Source organism: Microbulbifer taiwanensis (assembly GCF_014904815.1).
GTDB lineage: Bacteria > Pseudomonadota > Gammaproteobacteria > Pseudomonadales > Cellvibrionaceae > Microbulbifer > Microbulbifer taiwanensis.
Map to the genome: position 1 here is coordinate 72,360 of NZ_JACZFR010000007.1, position 25,539 is coordinate 97,898.

The following is a 25,539-nucleotide window of genomic DNA, read 5'->3' on the forward strand; positions in this document are numbered from 1 at the left end:
CGGCCCGTCTGTATTTTTAGACCGGAGTATTCAGTGAGACAAACTTACAAAGGGAGTTGCCACTGCGGAGGGATTCGCTTCGAGGCGGACCTGGACATGAGCGCCGGTACTGGCAAGTGCAACTGTTCCATTTGCAGCAAAGCGCGCTACTGGGGCGCTATAGTGCCTCCGCAGGATTTCCGCCTGATCCAGGGTGAAGAGTTTCTCGGCGATTACCAGTTCGGCAACCGGGTGAACCACCACTATTTCTGTAAGCGGTGCGGTACCAGGACCTTCGGCAGGGGGTTCGTGGAGGAGATCGGTGGCGATTATGTTTCCGTCAATGTTGCCGCGTTGGACGATGTGGATCTGCAGCAATTGATTGAGGCGCCGGTGCGCTATTTCGACGGGCGCAACAACAATTGGCAGTCCGAGCCGGAGGAAACCCGGCACCTTTAAGCCGGATGGCAAGAACTGGCCCTCGGGGTTCAGGGCGGCTTGTGCACCACTGATTCAGACTGCCATTGAATCCAAAAAAGAGGTGCGTCCGTGCACATCAATACGAGAAACGGCGGGCGTAGAGACGCCGGTCCTGCCCCTATCCAGAGATGCCAACCGGTTTCGGGGCCGACTCTTCCATGAGCCGCGTTCAGCAGTTTTTTGGATTGACGAGACGTATCGTAATGCTAATTGTTATCATTTGCAATGATGCCCGACTGTGCGGCCGCCTAGAAAATGAATTCGCCCGAATTGCACTGATGATAGTGATAAGTCAGCGCTTATTTTGCGAGAGCAGGCCGAATGGCGCAGCCAGGGCGGCGCTTTTGCCGGACTTGATTGGTGCCGTGCAAGTTCGCGAGTGATCGACTCTACCCCCGTATAATGATGCAAACCTTTCGCGTGGAGACTGGATATGTCTGTTGAGCTGTGGCTCGCCTTTTCCCTGGCATCGGTGGTATTGCTGATGATTCCGGGACCGACCATCCTCACCGTAATCAGCTACTCCGCCACCCAGGGCAGTCGCGCCCGCTGGCCGCTGGTCGCCGCAGTGGCCCTGGGGGATGCGGTCGCCCTGACGATGTCGCTGTTGGGATTGGGGGCACTGCTGGCGGCCTCGGCAGCGTGGTTTGTCGCCGTAAAATGGGTGGGCGGGCTCTACCTTCTTTACCTGGGGGTAAGGCTGCTGCGCGCCGGGGTCGAACCCCTGGCCGGCAACCCGGAGCCGGCAGCCCTGCCGCGGCGCAGGCTGTTTGCCGATACCTTCCTGGTGACGGCGTTGAACCCCAAGGGCATCGTCTTCTTTGTGGCCTTCCTGCCGCAGTTTGTCGATACCGAAGCGGCACTGTTGCCACAGTTTGCACTGCTGGGAATGACCTTCGTGCTGCTGGCCGGATTGAATACCGCGCTCTACTCGCTGTTTGCCGCCTCTGCGCGCGGAGCCCTGGGTTCGCCGCGCGCGCTGCGACGTTTCAACCTGGCGGGTGGGTCGCTGATGTCCCTGGCCGGTATCTGGACGCTGCTGGCGCGACGGCCTGTCGCGTCTTAGCGCAGGCTGGCATTGGCCGGATGGAAGTGCATCGGCATTGAAGTGCGTATACTGCGCGCTTTTTCCACGAGGACAGATTGGTGAGCAGTGAACAGGAATTGATGGCGCGCAGCGATGGCCGGTGTGAGCTGTGCAGTGCAGAAAGCGGGCTCGAGTCCTGCAGTGTGCCGGCCTCCGAGGGGCGCGGCGACGCGGATATCCTGCTGTGCCAGACCTGCCGCACACAGCTGGAAAACCCGGCGCAGCTGGACGCCGGCCACTGGCGCTGCCTCGGCGACAGCATGTGGAGCCAGGTGCCGGCGGTGCAGGTGACGGCATGGCGCCTGCTCAAGCGCCTCTCCGGTGAGACCTGGGCTCAGGACCTGCTCGACATGCTCTACCTGGACGAAGACCAGCTGGCCTGGGCCCAGGCCGGCGCCCTGCCGGGGGAGGGTGAGACAGTCGTGCACCGCGATTGCAACGGCGTGCAGCTACAGGCCGGCGACACCGTTACCATCATCAAGGACCTGGATGTGAAGGGCTCCAGTATCGTCGCCAAGCGCGGCACTGCGGTGCGCGGCATCAGCCTGACCGACAATCCGGAGCATATCGAGGGCCGGGTCGATGGACAGCGCATCGTGATACTGACCAAGTTTGTGAAGAAATCCGGCTGAGACCCTGTGCCCGGCCTGTCACTTGTCCCTGGCGACAGGGGCGGGCAATCGGTTTGGGCAAGCCGCACATGGACTACGGGAGAAGGGGGAAGCGCGGTGGTGCCTTAGTCGCTGCATTTGCATTGCGGACTTGAATTGGTCCTTCCCCCCCCTTCCACTACAGTCGATTGGCCAGCCAGCCAAACCACAGGAACAGGGTGAAGTCGCCGTCGACCGTGAGTTTTTTCTCTCGGAGGGCCGCGAGCATCACCGCATCATCCCTGCTGGCATGTGTGAGTAGCCTGATTGCCTCGCGCGCCGAAACGAACTCAAAAATCGCTATGCGTTCGCCAAACCGGCCCCTCGATCGCCCCAGTTGCGACCGTCGGTGCCATCCCGGGCGGGACCGAAAAGTGCCTTTGTCGAATTCGAACGAGCGCAGTCCACGCCCCCCGCAAAGGGCAAACTGGAGTACCAGTTGCTTGCTCCGAACGGCGTGTGCAAAGACTCCGTTTCGCCGCATCAACCAGGCAATGCGTTGGCCCAGAAGCCATAGAATAATCTTGAATAACATGACAGGTCAGGCGTAGCGGGCCAGGGCCGTGGATGTGACAGTGCCCTCGCGAACGCCGGAAGCCACTTCCTTCAATGCGGCGAGATAGGTGTCGATCATCTCATCCGGTACCGGTTCAGGAATCAGCTGCAGCATCATCGGGTTGAAGACGCCGAAGGGAAAATAGCCTTTTTCAACCATCCCGCCGATCAGTGTGGGCATGTCGAGTGTTTCCGAGCGGAAGTAGATCATTGTCGAGTCGTTCTGCAGGCATTTGAGATCTTCTATATTTTCGATGCCCTCCACCAGCTTCTGCCTGACCTCCATGCACTCACGGGTCAGTGCGACATACCCGGATTCACCGAGATATTTCATCACCGACCAGGCCGTGGCCACCGAGGCGGCGGGTCGGCTGCCGACAAAGCCCGCGGTCTTGTAAGGGCCATCGGGCCAGTCATCTACCTCCACGAAATGGTAGGGCTCCACCGCGCGGGAGCGGTACAACACGGTCGAGCAGGGTTTCGACGCATAGCCGTGTTTGTGCAGATCGGCCGACATGGACATGACGCCGGGCACGCGAAAATCGAACAGCGGAATGTCGTAACCAAGGCGCTCGAGCCATGGATTGATAAAGCCGCCGACGCAGGCATCGACGTGCATCCACAGATGGTGCCGCTGTGCCACGGCGGCGATATCCGCGATGGGGTCTATGGTGCCATAGGGCCAGTTTGGCGCAGACCCGACGATGGCGATGGTATTCGGCGTAATGGCCGCTTCCATCGCTGCGACATCGGCGCGGTAGTCGTCTCGCACCGGGATGCGAACTATGTCCATTTCCAGAAACTGACAGGCCTTGTCGAATGCCACGTGTCCGGAGTACGGCAGCATCACCTGTGGGCGGCCGGGCACCGGTCGCTCGACCTTTGCCCACTCTCGCGCGGTGTGCATCGCACAGAAAATGCTCTCGGTACCCCCGGTGGTGATGAACGCACAGCTTTCCACGGGGCCATTGAGAATCTCCAGTGCCATCTGCAGCACCTCGGCCTGCATGGTACCCATGCCGTCCATGTAGCCGGCCAGGAAGGCATTGGAGTGCGCGAATATCCCGTAAGCGTCCCGGCGCAGCTGATCCAGCTCTTCCGAGCCCTTGTGACAGTAAACGTTCAGGCGACCAAGCGCTTCGCTGATATCGCGGCCCTTGAACTCAAGCAGGCGCTCGCGGACCGACTCCCGGTCACTCCCCCGCTGGGGAAAGAGGCGTTCGTTTGACAAGGTGGTTTCTCCGGCTGAAGTTAAAACATGAGGAGTTCTCATATTTGAGGTTCAAATATGAGTTATCATCATGTTTATGTCAAATCGAGCTATCCCGCCCCTTCTCGCCCCGCGCGAATCCGAACCACTGTGGATCGAACCCAGCCAGGCCCGTAGTCGGGCGCGCGTCGAGCGGATACTGGCCGCTGCCCGCGAGCTGCTCGGCGAGCATGGGCTCGTCGGTTTAACCATGGACGCCGTCGCCAGGCGGGCCGACATTCCGATCGGCTCCCTGTACCAGTTCTTTCCCGACCGCAATGCGCTGATTGCACGCCTGTTTCACGCGCAGCTGATGGCAACGGATGCGTTGGTGATGGAAGCACTCAGCGGCGCCCGGTCGATGGCGGAGTTGCGAAAAAATATTGCGACCCTTCCCCGGGCGCTATACCGGTACATCGCGGACGCTCCGGCGTTGGTGGAAATCTGGCGGGCGGTTCAGTCCATCCGGGCACTCCGCCACCTCGATACCGACGACTCACGCCGTATGGGGCTGGCCCTGTTCGAGGCCATTCGGGGGCAGAAGGGGGTATCTGTCGACGAGGCGCGACTCGCCAGAGCCTGTTTCCTGGTCTGTGACCTTCTCGGTGCGGTGGTGCAGGCAGCGCTGGAGCAGGACCCTGCCGAGGGGTGGGAATTGGTGGAGGAGTGGGTACTGATGGCCGAGAGTTACTTCGACCGCATACTGGCCAATCGCGATTCCTAGTGGGTCGTGCGGAAGGTTTGGTAACAAAGGAGCACAGCCAAAGCGTTCAGATCAAGGCGAGAAAGCGCAGGAATAGCAGCGTTATTTCAAGCTTTCTCAACGCAGAGCTGGGGGCTTTGGTGACGCGAACTGGTACACAACTTTCCGCATGGCCCACTAGCAACACTGTGCGAGGGGTAGGTTTTCCGTCGTCCGGCTCCTCGCTATAACCCAAACTTTTCCCCTGATATCGGACGTCCAGTCTGGTGTTGGTATTTGCCGTTCCGGCATGCAGAATAGGTGATTGTCGCAGCGGGCTGTGCTTAAATTGCGAGCGATAAGTTGATAATTTTTGTGGTTGCGAACCTGCTTTTCTGCATTCTGGCGGTTTCCGGATTGACAGGGGTTGGGGGATAAGGAAGTTTAGTGAAAAAAATGTTTCTGGCTTCATCTTTTGCGGATGTAGAAACCCTATTTGATAAGTTTGTCGGCGGTAGTGTCACCGGTAAAACAGTTACATTCATTCCAACGGCCAGCCTTACGGAAACGGTGAATTTTTATGTGGCCGCTGGCAGGGAAGCCCTGGAAAAGAGGGGGCTGATTGTTGATGAGCTCGATGTATCAACAGCGGGAAAAGAAGAAATAGAAAGCAAGCTTCAAAAGAACGACTACATCTATGTTACCGGCGGTAATACCTTCTTTTTACTGCAGGAGCTGAAAAGATCAGGGGCGGATAGCCTTATAGTCGAGCAAATTAGTATGGGGAAAACATATATAGGAGAGTCGGCCGGTTCCATTGTGCTTTCGGGCAATATTGAATATGTGAAAGCTATGGACGATTACACGGTTGCGCCGAAGATAGTGACTTTTTCATCACTGGGGGTGGTTGACTTCTATCCGGTTCCTCACTATACAAACTTCCCATTCAAAGAATCTGTTGAAAGCATCATCTCTGAATATGAAGGTGAATTGAATCTTTGCCCGATTAGTAATTCGCAGGCAATTGTCGTAAATGGAAGCGGTTTTGAAGTGTGGGGTATGGAGTCCTAGCAGGCTGCGGTAGCGCCGGATACTTCCATGATCCGGATGGCCATCTGTGGGGGATTGCCTGGAGCCCGGGGGCTTTCCGAGTGAAATGACTGGCAACGCACGGCGTAAGGGTGGTGGAGTGATATGGAAGAAATAGTCAGTTGGATTAGGCCGGTGCTCAGCGGGTTGGTGGCATGTCTGATTGTATGGGCAATGGTGGCTTATGCAAAAAGCGAGTGCAGGCGCGAAGGTGATATCAGGCATCTGCGTTATGGAGTACCTTTCAAGATATTTGCAGCGCTAATAATTCCATTTTCCGCTTTTGTGGTTTATGGCGTTTCACAATCCTATAAAGGTCAGGAAATACCGGCATTTCTTGTCGCGGCTGGCTTTGCTGCAGGTTCGGTCTTCTTTCCATACCAGGCCTTTCTGGTAAGGTTTAGCTACGATGACAGGTTTATTTATTATCGAAGTCCATTGGTGGGTTCTAAAAAAGTACCTTGGGACAAGCTGCTGGAGGTGGGCTACTCCAGGATACTCCAGGCTGATTATATAATCGTCGATGGTATCGGGAAGATTTGGTGTTCAAGTATGCTTGACGGCTACGGGGAGCTAGGTGCCTTTCTGGAAGAGAAGGTCCGGGAGCTACATGCCGAATAGAATTAGTGAGCACGGCCGTCCACTCTGGCTGGAAGTGGACAGCTTCTGCGTTACTCCTCAGTTTCTGCACTGAAAATAAATCGAGTATCAAATGTCTAAGAGCATAAGAATCGCCAATCTATCCGATCTTGATGGTGTGCTGGCCCTTTACCGGGAGCTGAGGCCAGCCGATCCAGAGCTTGAAGGTCAACTGGCGAGGGAGAAATGGAGCGAGATCATTGACAGCGCCCAGATGGAGTTGATTGTGGCTGATGTTGAGGGCGACTTGGCTTCAACCTGCGCTCTGGGCATTAACTTATCCATTGCGAGCGGTGCCCGGCCGTTTGGCATCATCGAACATGTCGTTACCGCGGAGCGGCACAGAAGAAAAGGGCTGAGCAGGGAAGTACTCGAGTATGCCATCGACCTGGCCTGGGATAGGGGTTGTTACAAGGTGATGCTGCTTTCCGGTGAGCAACTTCGCGGCGCACACCAGCTGTATAAGTCCGTCGGCTTCAGGGATGGAATAGAGAAAGGCTTTGTGATCAAGCCATAGCTGGCCGAGATTGCTTTTTCCCGCTACTCGCCGCTGCTGTCAGTCGCTCCGGGGAGGTCGCGCAGCACCGGCTGACCGCGGTAGACCCGCGAATGCTCGACTTTGTGGCGGCGTGCGGCATCGTGGTGCGCCAGTTCCGCCCCGTATATAAGTTCGTAGATATTCCGTGTCTCGGGTTCCTGCAGCACGGGATTGCCGCGGTACAGGCGCTGTGGTATTTCCTCGCCAGTAGAGAATGCGCGTCCCTTGCGCTCTTCCAGTTCCGCAATCATCCTGCGGGTCTCGCTGTCGATGCTTCTGTCGCGGGCGCGGGCCAGTTGCTGCTCCAGGTTGGCGTCAGAGAAACGCAGACAAATATCGAATTCCGCCTGCAGGCGCTTGCGCAGTTTGCGCAATATAGTCAGCACCTCAGAATTCATTAACCACTGCTGATTGTTCACACTGTCTTCTCCCCGGTTCCCGGCCATTGCGAAAAGTCCAACAGCTATCCAGCAAGTATCGGGCCAGTTTGATTATCCGATTCTCCTTTTATAGGTTCCGCGGCGGTGCTCTCGGGAAGGCGGTGCAAATTTTGTGCGAGTAGGAGTATGATCGCGCTCCATTGTGAAAGCGCTCCGCCCGCCGGCGGCAATCTCTCGCATTGGCCATGGTAGTGATTCCAGGTACGAGTATTGAATGAAGCCGATTTATGAAATCCGCAGCGGTTCCCTGGCCGGTTTCAACCTGCTGGTGCCGCAGCTCGGAGGCGATCCGTCGGCATTGCTGGCCCGCGTGGGGCTGCCGGCGGACTGTATGCGCCGCCCGGACATACTGGTGCCCATCGCCACTCTGACAGAACTGCTGAATCTCTGTGCACGCGAGCTGCACTGCAGCGACTTCGGTCTGCGTCTGGCCAGCATGCAGGGGGTGCGAATGCTCGGCGCGCTGGGCAAGCTGTTGCTGCACAGCGGTGACCTGGGCTCGGCACTGGCGGTGACCCAGCGCTACATGGTGTTGCACAACCAGGCGGATCACTGGCGCATTCGCACAGAGGGCGGCGAGCTGGTGGCTCAGCGCTTCGATCACTTCGAGACGCCGCTATTGGCACAGCAGTACCGCGAGTTGGCCGTGGGTGCGGGTTACCGCCTGATTCAGGATCTGGCGGGGGCGGATATACGTCCCCGTCGGGTCTGTTTTCGCGAGGGGCCGCTGTCGTCGCCGGAGCGCTACCGTGAATTTTTCAAAGGCGAGGTGCAATTCGGGCAGGAGCGCGACTGCCTGGTCTTCGATGCCGACACCCTTCAGCGACCGTTGTGCAAGCCGGGCGCCAGTCTCAATCTGTATTTCGATGAGTTCACCCGCCAGCTGCTGGGCGAACACGAGGGTGATATCGCACAACAGGTGCGCATACTGATCCTGCAGACCCTGGGTGCCCAACAGCACGGGCTGTCGCAGATTGCCGAGCTGATACATATTCCAGCGCGCACCCTGCAAAGGCGCCTGCGCGAGGCCGGCACCTCCTTCAAGCAACTGCTGCAGGACGCGCGCATGGAGACGGCGCGCTGGCACCTGCGCGCCTCGAGTATCGATATCAACCTGCTCTCGGCGAGCCTCGGCTATACGGATATCAGCGCCTTCTCCAAGGCGTTTCGCGCCGTGCACGGCAGCTCGCCGCTGCAGTGGCGAAAACAGCAGCGCTAACCCGATTATTGTCGCGCTGTCCGGGTGGATAATCCGGACAAGCTCCCCTTTGCACCCGCGTGGAAAGCCGGGCTATTCTGGGCCCGGTATTTCAATGATTCAGTAACAGGAAGTGCACAATGACCGCAGAAACCATCCGTTGCAAAGCCGCAGTTGCCTGGGCGGCGGGTCAGCCGCTCTCCATCGAGGACGTCGATGTCATGCCGCCGCAGAAAGGCGAAGTGCGTATCAGGCTGGTGGCCACCGGTGTCTGCCACACCGATGCCTTCACCCTGTCCGGTGACGATCCGGAGGGTGTATTCCCGGCCATCCTCGGCCACGAGGGCGGCGGTATCGTCGAGTCGGTGGGCGAGGGGGTGACCAGTGTGGCGGTGGGGGACCATGTGATCCCGCTCTACACGCCCGAGTGCGGCGAGTGCAAGTTCTGTAAATCCGGCAAGACCAACCTGTGTCAGAAAATCCGCGAAACCCAGGGTAAAGGATTGATGCCGGATGGCACCACCCGCTTCTCGGTGGACGGTAAACCGATCTACCACTATATGGGTACCTCGACTTTTTCCGAATACACGGTGTTGCCGGAGATCTCCCTGGCCAAGGTCAACCCCGAGGCGCCGCTGGAGGAGGTGTGCCTGCTCGGCTGCGGTGTCACTACCGGTATGGGTGCGGTGATGAACACCGCCAAGGTGGAGGCGGGCGCGACGGTCGCCATATTCGGTCTCGGCGGTATAGGCCTGTCGGCGGTGATCGGTGCACGCATGGCTGGCGCCGGGCGTATTATCGGGATCGATATCAACACGTCGAAATACGAGCTGGCGAAGAAGCTCGGCGCCACCGACTGCATCAACCCCAAGGATTACGACAAGCCGATACAGGAAGTCATCGTCGAGCTGACCGATGGCGGTGTGGATTATTCTTTCGAGTGCATCGGCAACGTCAATGTCATGCGCGCGGCGCTGGAGTGCTGCCACAAGGGTTGGGGTGAGTCGGTGATTATCGGCGTGGCCGGCGCCGGCCAGGAAATCAGTACGCGCCCCTTCCAGCTGGTGACCGGGCGCGTCTGGCGCGGCACCGCCTTTGGCGGGGTCAAGGGGCGCTCGGAGCTGCCCGACTATGTCGAGCGCTACCTGGCCGGGGAGTTCCAGCTGGACGATTTCATTACGCACACCATGCCGCTGGAAAAGATCAACGATGCCTTCGAACTGATGCACCAGGGTAAGAGCATTCGCAGCGTGATCCACTACCCGTCCACCGGCAGGGAGGGCTGAGCACATGAAGCTGGAACTGGTCAGCAGTACCAAGTGTTTCGACGGCCTGCAGCGGCAGTACCGTCACGATTCGGACGTCCTGAACTGCCCGATGCGTTTCGCCGTCTATCTGCCGCAGGAGGCCGAAGAGGAAAAGGGGCACAAGTACCCGGTCCTCTATTGGCTGTCCGGCCTCACCTGCACCGACGAGAATTTCAGCCAGAAAGCCGGGGCGCAGCGGGTGGCGGCGGAGCTGGGCATAGCGCTGGTGATACCGGACACCAGCCCGCGCGGCGAGGATGTTGCGGACGATCCGGGCTACGACCTGGGGCAGGGGGCGGGCTTCTACCTGAACGCGACCCAGGAGCCCTGGAAGCAGCACTACCGGATGTACGACTATGTCGTGCGCGAACTGCCGCAACTGGTCGAACAGAATTTCCCGGTCAGTGAGCGGCGCGCTATAGCCGGCCATTCCATGGGAGGCCACGGCGCACTGGTGATCGGGCTGCGCAATCCCGAGCGCTATACATCGATTTCCGCTTTTAGTCCCATCTGTAACCCGATCGCCTGCCCCTGGGGCGAGAAGGCGTTCAGCGCCTATCTGGGGGCGGATAAATCCAGCTGGGAAGACTACGACGCGGCAACCCTGGTGAGCCGCGCCAGTGAACAGTTGCCGCTACTGGTTTCCCAGGGCGAGGAGGACCAGTTCCTGGAGGAGCAGCTGAAACCCCACGCGCTGGAAACCGCCGCCGAAGCCAGCGGTTACCCGCTGAAGTTGGAGCACCACGCGGGCTACGATCACAGCTACTACTTTATTGCCAGCTTTATCGAGCAGCATCTGTGCTTTCACGCCGACTATCTGTTAAAGCACTGACAAGGTCGCCGCCCGCTTAAGGGCTTATCCAGGTCCTTAAGCGGAAGCCGTGCGACACTCGCCGCGGATTTCTGCGGCGCCGCGGTCGAAGGTTTTCTCGATCACGAACCAGCCGTTGGGGCAGTAACCGGTTTCCGCCAGGATCTCTTCCAGGCGCTCCATGGCAGCCTCTTGCGGGTTGTCGCGCATCCTGGCCTGCATACCGCCACCGGGAGCGCCCATTCCGCCGCCCATACCGCCGCCGGGACCGCCGCCCATGCCTCCGCCGGGGCCACCCCTGCCGCCGCCTTTGCCGCCAACACCCGGGCCGCGAGCGGGTGCCGCGCCGCCCTCCTGCATGCTCAGGTTAGCCCTGTAGGTGAAGAAGTGATTGCCCTGTTCGGTGATGTTGGTAATCAGGGATTCGGAAAACACCGGCGGCATTTTGGCGACGGAGCTGCAGCCGGCGGCCGCGGCTGTCGCAAGCAGCAGGAGGAGGCGTTTCATTATCTGGGTCTCACTGTTCAATGGGTTCGCAGATGAGACCGCGGGTGCGGCGGGGTGTTGGATTAAGATGGGTAAACAATTGTTAATCTGTCGCGCGGGGCGCAGCGCCCCGGCGCGGCAATGTATTTATTGCGACTAGTCGTGCCCCCAGGGCGCGGGCGGCGCCGCTACCGGTTCACTCAGGTCGAAGTCGACGCGGAAATTGCGGCCGCTGGGGCGGGTCAGTTGGTAGCTGAATCTTTCGCCCGGCACTATTTCCATAATCCAGGTATTGTCGATCGAAGCATCCAGCCCCTCCCGCGCAAACAGCGCTTTGGTCTCGGCATCGGTGGGAAACGCCTGCCGCCCGGCGCTGCCCGGTGCGCGGCTGTCGCCGCCATACATGGTCAGTGTGTCCTCGCTGCCATCCTCGTGGCGGTGGTCGTGCTTCAGCCGCAGACCCGTATCGGTGCGGGTCAGAATCCAGGTTCTGGATCTGTCCTCGCCGACGTGAAAGGGAATGCGCAGCTCGCGGGTCGGCTGTTCGCAGCCGCGCACATGCATCACCAGTGTCTTGCCCTCGAAGGGATCCGGTTGCGCGGTTTTCGGTTCGTTGACGGTTATTCGGCCGGCAAAGGCCTTGCCGCAGTAGTCGGCAATACTGGACAGGAAGGCGTCTGCGGGGGCCTGTGTCCCGGCCTTCGGGCCGCAGCCACCCAGTGTCGCGGCGACGGCTGCCAATATGCCGAGTAGATTTTTTCCGGATTGCATCGAAATCGATTTCCCCTATTTATTGTTAGAAGCCGTGTGGCAATCAATTGTCAGTGTTCTCATCCAGTACTTGCTGCAACTGCTGCTCGAAGGTGGCCACTTCCTGGGCGCCGCTGATGGCGTACTCGCGGTTGAAGACAAACAAGGGTACACCACTGACGCCCTGGCTGGTGATCAACTTTTCCAGTTCGCGCACGGCGCCGGCGTATGTCTGGTTCTGCAGCACTTCCCGGGCCTCGTTTTCATCCAGCCCCACCGCCGCGGCGGCCTCTACGAGCACGCCTAAATCGTCGATATTTTTTCGCTCGCGAAAAAAGTCGTCGAAGAGGCGCAGGCTCAATTCGGTCTCCCGGTCGTATCCCCTGGCCCACTGCAGCAACTGGTGCGCATTGAAGGTGTTGTACATACGCATATCGTCGCTGTAGTTGAAGGCGAAGCCGAGGTCCGCGCCCAGGTCCGTCAGCCGCCGGCGCGCCTCTATGCTCTGCTGCGGTGTGGTGCCGTATTTCTTCGCCAGGTGCTCACGCAGGTTTTCACCGCTCGCAGGCATTTGCGGGTTCAGTTCGAACGGCAGCCAGTGAATCTCCGCCTGCAACTGCTGCGCGTACTTTTCCAGTGCCCGCTGCAGGCGCAAATAGCCGATAGCGCACCAGGGGCAGACCACATCGGAGACGATATCGATCCGCAGGGGCAGTTTTTGCTGGGTCATGGATGCCCACTCTCTGTTACCTGTTGCCACTGTAGCCTGTTTGTCGGCGGGTGGCGAAAGCGTCTTTTTTATTGTCATCAAAAAATTACAGTTCGAATCATATTGCCGAGAACCAAATTCACGTGGGTGGTGATTGAAATCTGTGCAGCCTGATGACTTTTTGTCTCAGACTTTATCTTTTACGGTCATTTCTATAGAATTTCGCCGCAATTCAGCGCCCGGGCAGCGGGATTATGTCTGCGGCTCTGCCCTCAGCAGCACTGCGATAAGTCGCTATTTGGCGATCTTTTCGACAGCTATCACTCATCACAATAATTACACCACTAAATTTCAGTGAGATGCAGGCATCCAGGTGGATGGCGCCTCGATGCTATTTGCGGCCCGCTGCCCCCTATTTGCGGCGCACAAAACAAACCCTTTAAGAGCAAGGAGATCTCTGTGTTCGAGAAAAGCAAATTGCACAGCGCCATTCTGGCGGCTGGTGCGGCGGTACTGGGCAGCCAGCCGGTACTTGCCGAGCCGCGGCAAATCGAGGAGGTGACGGTCACCGCCACCAAGCGCGCCGCCAGCGCCCAGGATATCCCGGTCACCGTGCAGGCCCTGGGGGAGGAGAGCCTGGAGAACCTGAACGTCTCCAATTTCGACGACTATATCCGCCATATGCCCAACGTGACCTCCGGCGGCCGCGGCCCGGGCCAGTCGTCCATCTATATCCGCGGTATGGCCACCGAGACCATCGCTACCCAGCTGTCCCAGGCCAACGGCACGGCGCCAAATGTGGCGCTCTACCTGGACGAGGCGCCGGTCAGTATCGGCGGGCGCAACCTGGACGTGTATGTGACCGATATTGAGCGGGTCGAGGTGTTGAAAGGCCCGCAGGGTACGCTGTTCGGCGCCAGCTCCCAGGCGGGCACGGTGCGCCTGATCACCAACAAGCCGCAGCTGGATGAATTCCAGCTGGGGATCGAGGCGGGCGTCGCTACCACCAAGGGCGGCGAACTTTCCGATACCCTGGAGTCCGTCATCAACCTGCCGCTGATCGAGGGCAGGCTGGCCGCGCGGGTCGCCGCCTACCAGTCCAATGAGGGCGGCTATATCGACAATGTGGCCGGCACCTATACACCCGATGCGGATGTGAACCTGGCCTGGGCCGGCCTGCCGGTGCAGAGCGCGAGTAACGAGGACCTGGTGGAAGAGGACTTCAACGACGCCAGCTATCGCGGCGCCCGCGTCGGTCTCAAATACGCGATCAACGACGACTGGGAGGCGCTGCTGCAGCACACCCACCAGGACCTGGATGCGGACGGTGTCTTCGATCACGACCCGGAAAATGTCGGCGACCTGGAAGTGCGCCGCTACTTCGAGGATTCCCTCGAGGACAGCTTCGACCTGACCAGCTGGACCCTGGAGGGCCGCCTGGCGGCGCTGGATATCGTCTACACCGGCGCCTACCTGGACCGCGAGGTGGAGCAGTCCATGGACTACACCGGCTACAACGACGTGGGCGGCTATGTGGCCTACTACACCTGCGACTATGTGGACAGTTGCTACGACCCCACCAAGGGCTATGTGGGCCTGGTGGAAAACACCCGCACCAGCCACGAGCTGCGCCTCTCCACGCCGGAGGAGTACGCCCTGCGCCTGACCGCCGGTGCCTTCTACGAGGACGTGGAGATACTCGACCGCGGCAACTTCGTCTACGGCTCCATCGTCGACCTGGGCTTCCCGCAGAATTACCCGCGCGGCTGGTCCCCGGACAGCTCCGACCCGAACAGGGCCACCGCGATAGATCCGGGCGCGCGCCCCGCCGGTGTGGCCTTCTTCAACGATATCACCCGCACCGAGGAGCAGCTGGCCTTCTTCGGCGAGCTGTCCTATGACGTGACTGAAAAGCTTACCGCTACCGTCGGTCTGCGCCACTACGATATCGACGTGAAGCTGCTGGGCTCCGCCAACTCCTCCTTCGGCAATGCCGGCGGTATCGACACCGACCAGTACGGTGACAACCTGGATTCCAAGTGGGCCGGGGCCGGTATAGACGTGCCGCTGAATGAGAGCGATGTCATCACCAAATTCACCCTCAGCTACACGCCCGGCGACGATACGCTGCTCTACGCCACCTACTCCGAGGGTTTCCGCCCGCCGGCTTACAACCGCGGCGGCGGCAACGGCAACGACACCACCACAGTGCCCTACACGGTGACCACCGATACCGTGGACAATTACGAGGCCGGCTGGAAAACCACACTGCTGGATCACAGCCTGCAGTTCAACGGCAGCGTCTACCTGGTGCAGTGGTCCGATATCCAGACCGCGGTCTTCGATCCCAGTGTCTACTTCCTCTTCTACCTGGATAACGCCCTGGATGCGGAGATCCGCGGTATCGAGGCGGACGTGACCTGGCTGCCGACGGACAATCTGCAGATGATCGGTGCCCTTTCCTACAACGACACGGAGATCACCCGGGTGCCGGGCAGCGCCGTCAACGTGGCTCCCGAGGGCAGCGAGCTGGCCCTGTCGCCGCCGCTGCAGTTCAACCTGCGCGCGCGCTACGACTGGACCCTGGCCGGTTACGATGCCTTTTGGCAGGCGGGCCTGCAGTACAGCGACGAGGCCTGGAGTTCCATCGTGGTACAGCCCAACGACCGCTTTGAGCAGGATGCCTATACGACTGTCGATGCGTCTTTCGGCCTGCGCGAAATGCACTGGGGTGCCGAGCTCTACGCGGAAAACCTGACCGACGAGCGCGCCGAGCTGTTTATCAACACGCTGGATAACACCAAGCGCATCACCACCAACCGCCCGCGCACCTTTGGTGTCAAGGTGACCTACGACTTCTGATTACGGAATCGGAGGTAACACCCAAACCCGAAAGGATAGCTCCCCTCTCCCGCTTGCGGGACAAATTTGTCGGGAGCAAATTTGGACGCCGCAGGCGCCCGCGAAGCGGGCGAGCGCCAGGGATGGCGCGAGTCAGTGGGCCGGGGGAGGGGGAACCGGGCGAGCCAAGTGTTCGCCCGGCCTAATTCAAAAAAATGTAACGAGATATTTACCGTGTCTTCCGAACCCTCTCCCGCCAGCCGCGAGGCCACCGCAGAGATCCGCACCGCGCTGAAAAAACGCGATTTTTCCCGCGCCCGCGAATTGGCCGAGAAGCTCGCGGAGGACCATCCCGATGACGCGGAAAGTTTTTACCTGCTCGCCGTCAGCCAGCGCTACCTGGGCGAGAGCGCCGCGGCGCTGGATACACTGGATAAGCTGCTGCAACTCGACAGCCAGCACGCCCGCGCCTTTCAAGAGCGCGGCCACAACTTTGCCCGGCTGGGTAAAACTAACTCCGCCGTAGATACCTTCCGCCGCGCGGCGGAGCTGAACCCGGCCCTGCACGCCAGCTGGAAAGGCCTGGCGCTGGGCCTGCGCGCTCTGGGCAAAAACGACGAGGCGGAGCAGGCACTGGGCCAGTTCCAGCACTTACACAAGCTGCCGCCGGAACTGCTCGGCGCCGCCAGCCTGATGTACGAGAAAAAACTGCTCAAGGCCGAGCAGCTGTGCCGAAATTTCCTGCAGTGCCACAGGCACCACCCGGAGGCCATGCGCCTGTTGGCACTGATCGGCGCCGAACTGGGCATACTCGACGACGCCGACTTTTTATTGGAGAGCTGCCTGGCGCTCTACCCGGATTTCCACCAGGCGCGCTTTGACTATATCGGCGTGCTGCGCAAACGGCAGAAATTCGCCGCCGCGCTGGCACAGGCAAAAATCCTGCGCGAACGGCAGGGGAACCGCCAGGCGGACATCCTCTTCGCCACCCAGAGTGCGATGGTGGGCGACTACGAGACCGCACTGCGGATCTACGACCACATCGCCGCCGGGGCACCGCAGTTGCACGGCATTCACCTGCAGCGCGGCCACACGCTGAAAACCATCGGCGATGCGGAGGGGGCCATCCGCGCCTACCGCGGTGCCTACGAAGCCAAGCCGGATTTTGGCGATGCCTGGTGGAGCCTCGCCAATATGAAGACCTACCGTTTCGAGGACGCGGAGATAGCGCGGATGCGCGAGCTGGAGGCGGCGCCGGCCACCGCGCGCGAGGACCGCTACCACCTCTGCTTCGCGCTGGGCAAGGCGCTGGAGGACCGCCGGCAATACGACGAGGCTTTCGCCCAATACGAAAAGGGCAACGGGCTGAAACAGCAGGAGTGCCGCTACAGTATCGAGCAGAACCGCCGCGATACCGATCTGCAGATTGCCCACTGCACCCGCGAGCTGTTTGAAAAAAATGCGGGCAGCGGCTGCGATGCGCCGGATCCGATCTTTATCGTCGGCCTGCCGCGCGCCGGTTCCACCCTGCTGGAGCAGATACTCGCCTCCCATTCCCAGGTGGACGGCACACTGGAACTGCACAATGTCATGGCAATGGCCAGGCGCCTCGACGGCCGCCGCCGCGCCAGCGACGAGCCGCGCTATCCGGCGCTGCTACAGCAGCTGGAGACGGAAAAGCTCGAACAGTTGGGCCGCCAGTATATCGACGAGACGCGTATTCACCGCGCCGGCGCGCCGCTGTTTATCGACAAGATGCCGAACAACTTCCGCCATATCGGTCTGATTCAGCTGATACTGCCGAATGCGAAGATTATCGACGCCCGCCGCCACCCGCTGTCCTGCTGTTTCAGCGGCTTCAAACAGTTGTTCGCCGACGGGCAGGAGTTTACTTACGGGCTGGAGCTGATCGGTGAATACTATAAGGATTACGTGCGCCTGATGGATCACTGGGACAGGGTGCTGCCAGGCAGGGTGCTGCGGGTGCACTATGAATCGGTGGTGGCGGACCTGGAGGGACAGGTGCGGCGCATCCTCGACTACTGCGGCCTGCCGTTCGAGAAATCCTGTATCGATTTCCACAAGACCGAGCGCGCGGTGCGCACGCCCAGTGCCGAGCAGGTGCGCCGGCCTATCTACCGCAGCGGCACCGAGCAGTGGAAAAATTTCGACGCCCAGCTGGCGCCGCTCAAGAAGATCCTCGCCGCGGAGCTGGAGACTTACCCCTACGGGTGACCGCGGCAATGGCCAGGCGCGCGTTGCGACTATTCTCTAGGGCCAGAATACCTGAGCCAGCAACAGGATTCCGGAGGCCAGCAGCAGCGCGCGGCAGCAGAGTGCAAACTGCCGTTCGGAAATCCTTCCCTGTATCTGCCTGCCCAGCCAGACACCCGCCAGGGCTACCGGCAGTAACAACAGCGACATCAGGAACAGGTCCCGGGTCCAGTCACCGGTCAGTAGGTAGGGGATCACCTTGACCGCATTCATGATGCCGAAAAATATGCCCGCCGTGGCCAGCCAATCCAGCTTGGGCAGCTGTCGCGCTATCAGGTAGATATTGATCGGCGGCCCGCCGGCGTGAATCAGGGTACTGGTCAGCCCGCTGATGCCACCCCAGAGCCAGGCGGCGCCCTTCATGGCACCGAGTAGTGGTGCCAGTCGCTGCCAGAGGGCAAAGACAATCGAGAGAATTCCGAGCAGCAGTTTAAGCCAATCCTCCGGCAATCTGCCCAGCAGCAGGCCACCGACGGTGATACCGGCGACGGCGGCGGGGACGATACTTTTCAACTGCACCCAGTCGGCGTGCCGCCAGTAGTACTGGACCGTCTTGATATCCATCGCCAGCAGCAGTGGCAGCATCAGGAACACCGCCAGCGGCACCGGCATCACCAGCGCCAGCAGAGGTACCGCCACCACCCCGGCGCCGCCGGCAAATCCGGATTTGGAGATGCCGGTCAGGGTGACGCCGGCGATTGCCAGTAGCCAGAATAGGGGCGAGAGGACGAGTGTTTCCATCATTCGCGCGGCAGATCGAACCAGAGTGCTTCGAGGCCGTCGGTGCCTGCGGCGATTTCCTGTTCGCGGGTCCGGGTAAATCCAATTCCGTCGCCGGCAGAGAAACGGGTGCTTCCAGCGTCCAGAGAACCTTCGATGATATGCAGGTAGCCGGCGCGGCCGCCGGTACCCAGGGTGTATCGCTCCCCGGGCGACAGGCGCAAGCGTGAGAGGCTGGCATCCTGTTGCATGCTCAGTGAACCATCTCTCCCGTCGGATGTAACCAGCGGTGTCATCTTGTCGCGCTGGGGAATGTTGGCCTGCTCATAGCCGGGCACTATGCCCGTCACATCGGGTTCTATCCATATCTGTAACAACTTCAGTCGCTCGCTGCGCGATGCGTTGAATTCCGAGTGCTGGATACCGGTGCCGGCACTCATGCGCTGCACCTCACCGGCGGGCACGACAAAGCGGTTGCCGATGCTGTCGCTGTGTTTGATTTCACCCTCCAGCACGTAGGTGATGATCTCCATATCCCTGTGGCCGTGGGCACCGAAGCCGGTGCCAGCTTTCACCGTGTCATCGTTGATGACCCGCAGTGCCGAAAAGCCCATATGCGCCGGGTCGTAATAGCGGCCGAATGAGAAGCTGTGGCGGCTGTGGAGCCAGCCGAGATTGACCTGCCCGCGGCTGTCGGATTTACGGATGTAGTCCATGTCTCTGATCCTCCACTGGATTGATGGCGGCATCTTAGGTTCACTGTTCGCGGGAGAAAATCGCATAATTTGCAACGGTTTATTCCATGGAATCGAACATGCCTGGTTGGGGCAGGGAGCGCCAAACCATTGTAGAATCCTGCGTACTGCTACAAATACGCTGTTAGAAAAAAGAGATGCTGTATGAAAAGAGAATTGCTTCTTCTGCTCGGCTGTACATTTACCGGCATTTGTTCTGCTGAACAGCTGACTATCGAGAGAATCTTCTCCGATCCCGCGCTGAGCGGCACCTCGCCGCGTGCGCTGGAGTACTCCCCGGACGGCAGTCGTGTGACCTTCCTGAAGGGGCGCGAGGAGGACTACGACCGCTACGACCTGTGGGAATACAATATCGGCGACGGCAAAAGCCGCGTGCTGGTGAACTCGGATTCCCTGCATAAAGGGAAGGAAGTACTATCCGACGAGGAAAAAGCGCGGCGCGAGCGTCAGCGCATCTACGGCAGCGGCATCATGGAGTACACCTGGTCGGACGACGGCAGGTCCCTGCTGTTCCCGCTGGCCGGCGACGTCTACTACTACGACCTCGACAAGAAATCCGCGCGGCGCCTGACCGAAACCGAGGCTTTCGAAACCGATGTGCGCGTATCGCCGAAGGGCCGCTACGTATCCTTTATCCGTGACCAGGATATTTTTATCGTCGACCTGCAAACCGGCAAGGAGCGCCAGCTAACCAGGGACGGCGAGGGCCCGATCAAGAACGGCATGGCCGAATTCGTGGCCCAGGAAGAGATGGACCGCATGACCGGTTACTGGTGGTCGCCGGACGATCGCCATATCGCCTACCTGCAGGTGGATGAGTCGCCGGTGGATGAAGTGATCCGCAGCGAAATCTATGCCGACCGCATCGACATGATCCAGCAGCGCTATCCGGCTGCCGGTCGACCCAATGTGAAAATCAAACTGGGTGTTCTCGATATCGAGTCCGGCAAGACCCGCTGGATAGACCTGGGCAAGGACGAGGATATCTATATTCCGCGGGTGGACTGGGCGCGGGACAGCCTGCTCAGCTACCAGTGGCAGAATCGCAACCAGCAGAAGCTGGAGCTGCGCCTGTATGACCTGGACAACGGCAAGTCGAAAAAACTGCTTGCGGAAAGCAGCGATACCTGGATCAACCTGCACGACGACCTGTATTTCCTAGAGGACAGCGAGCGCTTTATCTGGTCCTCAGAGCGCGACGGCTTCAAACACCTGTATCTGTACGACCTGGGCGGAAAGCCGGTAAGGCAGTTGACCAGCGGTGATTGGGTCATTGACGAACTGGAGGCCGTGGATGAGAAAAACGGTGTGGTCTATTTTACCGGCCGGAAAGACACCCCGCTGGAGCGCCACCTGTACGCGGCCAAACTGGGTGGCGATGGAGCCGTGCGCAAGATTTCAGGGCGCGCCGGTATGCACAGCATAGAGTTTGCCGAAGACGGCTCGGGCTATATCGACAAATTCTCCAACGTCAGTACACCGACACAGGTCAGCCTGCACCGGGCCGACGGCGAACAGGTCACCTGGCTGGAAGCAAACGCGGTCGTCAAAGGCCATCCGCTCTATCCCTACAGCAAAAACTGGGTAGTGCCGGAGTTCGGTTCCTTCGCGGCGCCGCAGGGCCACACTCTGCATTATCGCCTGTACAAACCGGCGAATTTCGACGAATCGAAAAAATACCCGGTCATGGTCTATCTCTACGGTGGCCCCCATGCACAACTGGTGACCAACAGCTGGGACAAGGAATTCAACCAGTTTATGGCGCAACAGGGCTATGTGGTGTTCACACTGGACAACCGTGGTTCCGCCAATCGCGGCACCGCATTTGAAAACCCGATCTTCAAGCGCATGGGCCAGCCGGAAGTGGAAGACCAGGTGGCGGGGGTAAAATTCCTGCGCTCCCTGCCCTATGTGGATGGCGACAATATCGGTGTCTATGGCCACAGCTACGGCGGCTATATGGCGCTGATGAATATGTTCAAGGCCGGCGATTACTTCAAGGCGGGGGTTTCCGGTGCACCGGTTACCGACTGGGCCCTGTACGACACCCACTACACAGAGCGCTATATGGGCAACCCCAACGGCGACGGCGAGGCCTATGAGGCCTCTTCGGTATTCCCCTATGCGGAGGGGCTCGAGGGCGCACTGCTGATCTATCACGGTATGGCGGACGACAATGTGCTGTTTACCAACACCACCAGGCTGATCAAGGAAATGCAGGACAAGGGACTGCAGTTCGAGCTGATGACCTACCCGGGCAAGAAGCACAGCCTGCGCGGCAAGCAGACCCGCATCCACATGTACACCATGATCGAGGAGTTCTTTGACCGGCACCTGAAGTAGCGACAGCGCACTTCGGTGCACTCGAGGCAGGGAAGCGCCACCGGACAACCGGTGGCGCTTTTTTTGTGTTTGGCATTTCGGGGCTGTGGCATTACTGGCCTGACCAATGCAATAATTCTGCCTGACAGGGCGGTACTTGTGCCGCACTGCTGTACAACAATAAGTGCGCCGCAAAGAGTTCCTTACAATGAGATTCTGCCGTTTTTTTCTCGCTGTGCTGTTATTTCCGACAGGCGCGGTCTCAGATGCAGAGCCCCCCAATGAATTGAAGCTGGCGGAGGCGGTGGTCGAATACCGCGAGCTCTCCCGCAAATTACATCAGCAGGACTTGCAGCAAATGGCTGCGGAATTGAAGCGGGCCGGGTTGGAAGAGACGCTGCCCGCGACCTATACCAAGCGTTTTGGCTTCAATCCTGCGCAGTCGGTGGATTTCTACCGCACTGCAGAGGGAAGGCGCATCGCGGATACCGTGCTCAGCTACCAGACGCCCTCCGGTGGCTGGTCCAAGCGCACGGATATGGGAGCGGCGCCGCGCGAGATCGGCCAGGCTTTCGGCGTGGAGAAAAATTACGTTCCCACTTTTGACAATGGGGCTACCAGCACCCAGTTCTGGGTGATGGCAAAGGCCTACCGGGCCACGGCAGACAGGCGCTACGCGGAGGCTGCGGAGCGTGCGCTGGACCTGGTACTGCTGGCCCAGTATCCCAGTGGCGGCTGGCCGCAGTCCTTCCCGCTGCGCGGTAAATACCACGACCTGATCACCTTCAACGACGATGTGACCAGCGACCTGCTGCGCATTGTCCGCGCTGCAGCGCGGGACGACGAGGGATTGGGTTTTTTACCCGAACCGCAACGCCGGCGCGCCGCGGACAGCCTGCAGCGCGGGCTGCAGATGCTGGTGGCAAGCCAGGTGATTACCGGTGGTACTGCCACCATCTGGGGTGCCCAGCACGACCCGCAGTCACTGGCGCCGGCGGCGGCGCGGGCCTTCGAACCCGCGGCACTGGCCACCAGCGAGAGTGCGGACCTGGTGCTGTTTTTGATGGAGCTGGAGCAGCCAACGGAAGCCATCAAGCTGGCCATTGTGCGCGCGCACGGCTGGTTTGCCGAAAACCAGATCCGCGGTTATCGCTGGGAAAAAGCCGGCGGGGATTATCGCGAGCTGCTACCGGACAAGAATGCCGGGCCCCTGTGGGCGCGTTTTTATGAAGTCGGCAGTGACAGGCCGGTATTCGGCGATAGAGACGGCAGTGTTTACTACGATATCCGCAAGCTGTCGCGAGAGCGGATTCGCGGTTACGGCTGGTACACGGAGCAGCCGCACAAGGTGCTGAAACAATTTGCCCACTGGCGGCAGCGGCACGGCCTTTGAGTTTTTTTGGGATGCCCCATTTGGATGCCCCATGTAGGAGCGGCCGGTGGCCGCGATCAATGCCGGGGAGCTGCCAGAGATCGATCGCGGTCATGGGCCGCTCCTACATGGGTCGAGCCCCTTTTTATTTAATTGCAGGTGAGACTCAATAGCGGACCCTGTCCCGTCTCCCTGGACGTCATATCCACGCCGTCGCTGCCGCCCTCGGAAGCGATTACCAGCCCGGTGTTAACCCCGGACAGCCAGCTGTCGACGATGCCGGAAGCCTGCAGGTCTATCTGCCAGTTGCCGGTGGAAGAAGGAGTGAAGGTCGCGGCCTGGCTGCCGAGAATATTCGAACCGCCGATGCTGTTCCAGGTGGCCGAGTCCTCCTGCCAGTCACTCGCTGCCCGGTAGACGCCGTAGCTGCTGAAGGAGTAGTTGGTGACATTCAGCTCCAGGGTGGCGTCGTCGATGCCGGAGCAGCTGTCGAGGTCGGCCAGGTCGAACTTGATCAGGGTGTACATCTGGCCGTAGGCGGAGTCGCTGCCGTCCGCCAGCAGTCCGTCGCCGTGGTCGTCGAAATTGCTGCTGCCCTGGGACGAGGACACGAATGCATCGTCCGACGCCGCCCTGGATAGCGACTGGCCGCCGCCGGAACCCGAACCGGAGGAGCCGCCTGAACTGCTGCTGGAACTGCTGCTGCCGGAGCCGCAGCTGGTCTGCACCTTGATCACCGGGCCCAGGCCGGTTTCCTTGGAAGTCATATCGACGCCGTTGCTGCCGCCCTCGGAGGCGATCACCAGGCCGGTGTTGTTGCCGCCGAGCCAGCTGTCGATGATGCCGGAAGCGAGCAGGTCTATCTGTGCTATGCCGGTGGAGGAGGGCACGAAAGTCGCGGCCCGGCTGCCGAGTACCGAGGCGCCGCCGACGGAATTCCAGCTGGCGGATTCCTCCTGCCAGCCGCTGTCGGCCAGGTAGATACCGTAGGTATTGCCGGATCTGTCGGTGACATTCAGTTCCAGGGTCGCGGCGCTGTAGCTGGTGCACTCGGCGAGTTCGGACAGGTCGAACCTGATCAGTGTGTAGATCTCGCCGAGAGTCCTGTCGCTGCCATCCGCCAACAGGCCGTCATCGTGGCCGTCGTAATTGCCGGAACTCTGCCGGGACGATATGAACACATCGTCGGTCGCCACCAGGGAGACCAGCTCACCCGAACCGCCACCGGAGCTGCTGCCCCCTGAACTGCTGCCGCCGGAGCTGCTGCCACCGGAGCTGCTGCCGATCACGCTGCGGCCCGCCGCGTTGCGGGTCAGGGTCATGGCCTCGCCGATACCATTCGCGGACCACCAGTTGACATTGGCGGGCAGCAGCAGCGGATCATTCTCGCGCTCTTCGCGGGACAGGGTGGCCGCAGAACTGTCGAACTGCGCCGTGCGCACTACCAATTCGTCGGCGCTGACCTGGATTACCTTGAACTGCTGGATGCTGGCCAGGTCGATGGTCCAGGATTTCGGGTCGTTGGCGGAGCGCGCCGGCGCGCCCCAGCTGCCCTCGCCCACATAGATGGTGCCGCCGGCGGTGGTTGCGGCAAAGTTATTGCCGCTCGGGAGCAGCGCCTCGGTGAGCTTGGTCAGGTGGGTGTCGGACTCCACCACCAGGTTCATCGAGTAGTCGTAAAACGGCTGTGCCCACCAGCCGAACAGGGTGGGGTTGTCGGACTTGCCGCTGTAGTGGGGAAACATCGGTTTGTGGTACTGGGCGAAGCGCCAGCTGGCGGCGCTGCCGGAAGCGGACAGGTCGCTCTCCAGCCAGTTGTTCATCGACGAGGCGTAGGCGGACCAGCCGCTGCTCTGGAACTGGCTGTTCAGTGTGTAGACGCGCAGCAGCGGCGATACCTGCACGGCACCATAGGTGTCGCTGGGGTTGCAGTTGCCATCGCCATTGAAATCCACACCGAAGACCTGGCACACGGTGGAATAGTTGTCGTCCTCGTGGTTGCCGTGGGTCGGAATCAGCGGGTAGATGCGCTGGTAGCTGAGGCCGTCTATCTGGTCGCTGGAGTAAGTCAGTGTCCAGTCGTCGAGAAACTCACGCATTTCCGAGGCGCTGTTGGCATTGGTGAAGTCACCGCCGTGCATCACTGCCAGCGGGCGCACCTTGGCCAGCAGCTGGTTGCCCTGGCGGCGGGTGGTGTGGCCGGTGCGGGTGTCGCCGCCGGCGATGACCACGAAGGGATCGTTGTTGGCCGGGGCAGTCCTGAACCAGAAGCGCTCACCGCAGCCGTCCTGGTCGCACACGCGGAAGTAAACCGCAGAGTCCGGACTCAGGTCTTCCAGGCGCACAAAATGGCTGCTGATGGAACCGTCGAAGGTCTCGGTGGCATCCACCTGTGCCGCAGTCCAGCTGCCCTCATCGGTGGAATAGCCGTAATTGACGTAGGGATTGTTGCTGCTGCCGTCCGGGGAAAAGCCGATCACGGCGCTGCTGGAGCCGTCGCTGTCCCAGGCCAGGCGGTAGTGTTTGGTGGCCGCGGTGGCGTCGGCCGCGATCAGTACCGCGGGTAATAGGAGTGCACTGCCTAGATATCGTCTCATTGTGGAGAC

The 25,539-nt window shown here is 60.3% G+C and carries 22 protein-coding genes; 14 read left to right on the plus strand and 8 right to left on the minus strand.

Going from position 1 to position 25,539, the window contains the following annotated elements; translation table 11 throughout:
• The first annotated feature begins 33 nt into the window (after positions 1–33).
• The 3 genes from IG627_RS02255 to IG627_RS02265 all read left to right on the plus strand — a co-directional run bounded on the left by IG627_RS02255 (position 34) and on the right by IG627_RS02265 (position 2,178).
• Positions 34–438 carry a GFA family protein gene (locus IG627_RS02255; protein WP_193189514.1) on the plus strand — a complete coding sequence of 135 codons (405 nt, stop codon included), beginning with the start codon at positions 34–36 and terminating at the stop codon, positions 436–438.
• Between the two features lie 454 nt (positions 439–892).
• Positions 893–1,525 carry a LysE family translocator gene (locus IG627_RS02260; RefSeq protein WP_193189515.1) on the plus strand — a complete coding sequence of 211 codons (633 nt, stop codon included), beginning with the start codon at positions 893–895 and terminating at the stop codon, positions 1,523–1,525.
• 80 nt (positions 1,526–1,605) lie between these two features.
• Complete coding sequence (locus IG627_RS02265) at positions 1,606–2,178, plus strand: PhnA domain-containing protein (RefSeq protein ID WP_193189516.1); 573 nt, start codon at positions 1,606–1,608, stop codon at positions 2,176–2,178.
• A 559-nt stretch (positions 2,179–2,737) separates the two neighbouring features.
• On the opposite strand, the gene IG627_RS02270 is transcribed toward IG627_RS02265, so the two are convergent.
• Positions 2,738–3,982, minus strand: a complete 1,245-nt coding sequence (locus IG627_RS02270) for an aminotransferase class V-fold PLP-dependent enzyme (RefSeq protein ID WP_193189517.1) — start codon at positions 3,980–3,982, stop codon at positions 2,738–2,740.
• Positions 3,983–4,052: 70 nt separating this feature from the next.
• Between IG627_RS02270 and IG627_RS02275 the strand changes: the two genes are divergently transcribed.
• From IG627_RS02275 to IG627_RS02290, 4 genes are all read left to right on the plus strand, one after another.
• Entirely contained in the window at positions 4,053–4,724 is a 672-nt protein-coding gene (locus tag IG627_RS02275) for a TetR/AcrR family transcriptional regulator (protein ID WP_226864625.1), read from the plus strand.
• A gap of 414 nt (positions 4,725–5,138) precedes the next feature.
• Positions 5,139–5,753, plus strand: a complete 615-nt coding sequence (locus tag IG627_RS02280) for a Type 1 glutamine amidotransferase-like domain-containing protein (protein ID WP_226864636.1) — start codon at positions 5,139–5,141, stop codon at positions 5,751–5,753.
• 123 nt (positions 5,754–5,876) lie between these two features.
• A complete protein-coding gene (locus IG627_RS02285; protein WP_193189520.1) occupies positions 5,877–6,392 on the plus strand; it encodes a hypothetical protein in 516 nt (171 codons plus the stop codon).
• 91 nt (positions 6,393–6,483) lie between these two features.
• Entirely contained in the window at positions 6,484–6,927 is a 444-nt protein-coding gene (locus tag IG627_RS02290; RefSeq protein ID WP_193189521.1) for a GNAT family N-acetyltransferase, read from the plus strand.
• Between the two features lie 23 nt (positions 6,928–6,950).
• Here IG627_RS02290 and IG627_RS02295 read toward each other — a convergent pair whose 3' ends face one another.
• The gene (locus IG627_RS02295) at positions 6,951–7,367 is read right to left on the minus strand and encodes a hypothetical protein (protein ID WP_193189522.1); all 417 of its coding nucleotides are present in this window, start codon (positions 7,365–7,367) and stop codon (positions 6,951–6,953) included.
• Between the two features lie 235 nt (positions 7,368–7,602).
• Between IG627_RS02295 and IG627_RS02300 the strand changes: the two genes are divergently transcribed.
• From IG627_RS02300 to fghA, 3 genes are all read left to right on the plus strand, one after another.
• A complete protein-coding gene (locus IG627_RS02300) occupies positions 7,603–8,607 on the plus strand; it encodes an AraC family transcriptional regulator (RefSeq protein ID WP_193189523.1) in 1,005 nt (334 codons plus the stop codon).
• Between the two features lie 119 nt (positions 8,608–8,726).
• Positions 8,727–9,872: an S-(hydroxymethyl)glutathione dehydrogenase/class III alcohol dehydrogenase gene (locus tag IG627_RS02305; protein ID WP_193189524.1), complete on the plus strand. Its 1,146-nt coding sequence runs from the start codon at positions 8,727–8,729 to the stop codon at positions 9,870–9,872.
• 4 nt (positions 9,873–9,876) lie between these two features.
• The gene (gene fghA / locus IG627_RS02310) at positions 9,877–10,725 is read left to right on the plus strand and encodes an S-formylglutathione hydrolase (protein WP_455429752.1); all 849 of its coding nucleotides are present in this window, start codon (positions 9,877–9,879) and stop codon (positions 10,723–10,725) included.
• A 36-nt stretch (positions 10,726–10,761) separates the two neighbouring features.
• Here the strand turns inward: fghA and IG627_RS02315 are convergent, their stop codons facing one another.
• The 3 genes from IG627_RS02315 to IG627_RS02325 form a co-directional block, all read right to left on the minus strand.
• The gene (locus IG627_RS02315) at positions 10,762–11,211 is read right to left on the minus strand and encodes a hypothetical protein (RefSeq protein ID WP_193189525.1); all 450 of its coding nucleotides are present in this window, start codon (positions 11,209–11,211) and stop codon (positions 10,762–10,764) included.
• Positions 11,212–11,346: 135 nt separating this feature from the next.
• The gene (locus IG627_RS02320; protein ID WP_226864626.1) at positions 11,347–11,961 is read right to left on the minus strand and encodes a hypothetical protein; all 615 of its coding nucleotides are present in this window, start codon (positions 11,959–11,961) and stop codon (positions 11,347–11,349) included.
• A gap of 43 nt (positions 11,962–12,004) precedes the next feature.
• A complete protein-coding gene (locus IG627_RS02325; RefSeq protein ID WP_193189526.1) occupies positions 12,005–12,670 on the minus strand; it encodes a DsbA family oxidoreductase in 666 nt (221 codons plus the stop codon).
• A gap of 438 nt (positions 12,671–13,108) precedes the next feature.
• Between IG627_RS02325 and IG627_RS02330 the strand changes: the two genes are divergently transcribed.
• On the plus strand, positions 13,109–15,511 hold the full coding sequence (locus IG627_RS02330; protein WP_193189527.1) for a TonB-dependent receptor: 2,403 nt from the start codon (positions 13,109–13,111) through the stop codon (positions 15,509–15,511).
• Between the two features lie 213 nt (positions 15,512–15,724).
• Positions 15,725–17,725 (plus strand): tetratricopeptide repeat-containing sulfotransferase family protein, encoded by a 2,001-nt coding sequence (locus tag IG627_RS02335; RefSeq protein WP_193189528.1) that lies wholly within the window; start codon positions 15,725–15,727, stop codon positions 17,723–17,725.
• Positions 17,726–17,761: 36 nt separating this feature from the next.
• Here IG627_RS02335 and IG627_RS02340 read toward each other — a convergent pair whose 3' ends face one another.
• Together IG627_RS02340 and IG627_RS02345 are read right to left on the minus strand one after the other, a co-directional pair.
• The gene (locus IG627_RS02340) at positions 17,762–18,505 is read right to left on the minus strand and encodes a sulfite exporter TauE/SafE family protein (protein WP_193189529.1); all 744 of its coding nucleotides are present in this window, start codon (positions 18,503–18,505) and stop codon (positions 17,762–17,764) included.
• Complete coding sequence (locus IG627_RS02345) at positions 18,505–19,200, minus strand: pirin family protein (RefSeq protein ID WP_193189530.1); 696 nt, start codon at positions 19,198–19,200, stop codon at positions 18,505–18,507. Before IG627_RS02345 ends, IG627_RS02340 begins: the two co-directional genes overlap by 1 nt.
• A 183-nt stretch (positions 19,201–19,383) precedes the next feature.
• On the opposite strand from IG627_RS02345, the gene IG627_RS02350 reads away from it, so the two are divergent.
• Together IG627_RS02350 and pelA are read left to right on the plus strand one after the other, a co-directional pair.
• Positions 19,384–21,582: a S9 family peptidase gene (locus tag IG627_RS02350; protein ID WP_193189531.1), complete on the plus strand. Its 2,199-nt coding sequence runs from the start codon at positions 19,384–19,386 to the stop codon at positions 21,580–21,582.
• 187 nt (positions 21,583–21,769) lie between these two features.
• On the plus strand, positions 21,770–22,954 hold the full coding sequence (pelA, locus tag IG627_RS02355; protein ID WP_193189532.1) for a pectate lyase: 1,185 nt from the start codon (positions 21,770–21,772) through the stop codon (positions 22,952–22,954).
• A 128-nt stretch (positions 22,955–23,082) separates the two neighbouring features.
• On the opposite strand, the gene IG627_RS02360 is transcribed toward pelA, so the two are convergent.
• The gene (locus IG627_RS02360; protein WP_193189533.1) at positions 23,083–25,530 is read right to left on the minus strand and encodes a DNRLRE domain-containing protein; all 2,448 of its coding nucleotides are present in this window, start codon (positions 25,528–25,530) and stop codon (positions 23,083–23,085) included.
• Positions 25,531–25,539: the final 9 nt, after the last annotated feature.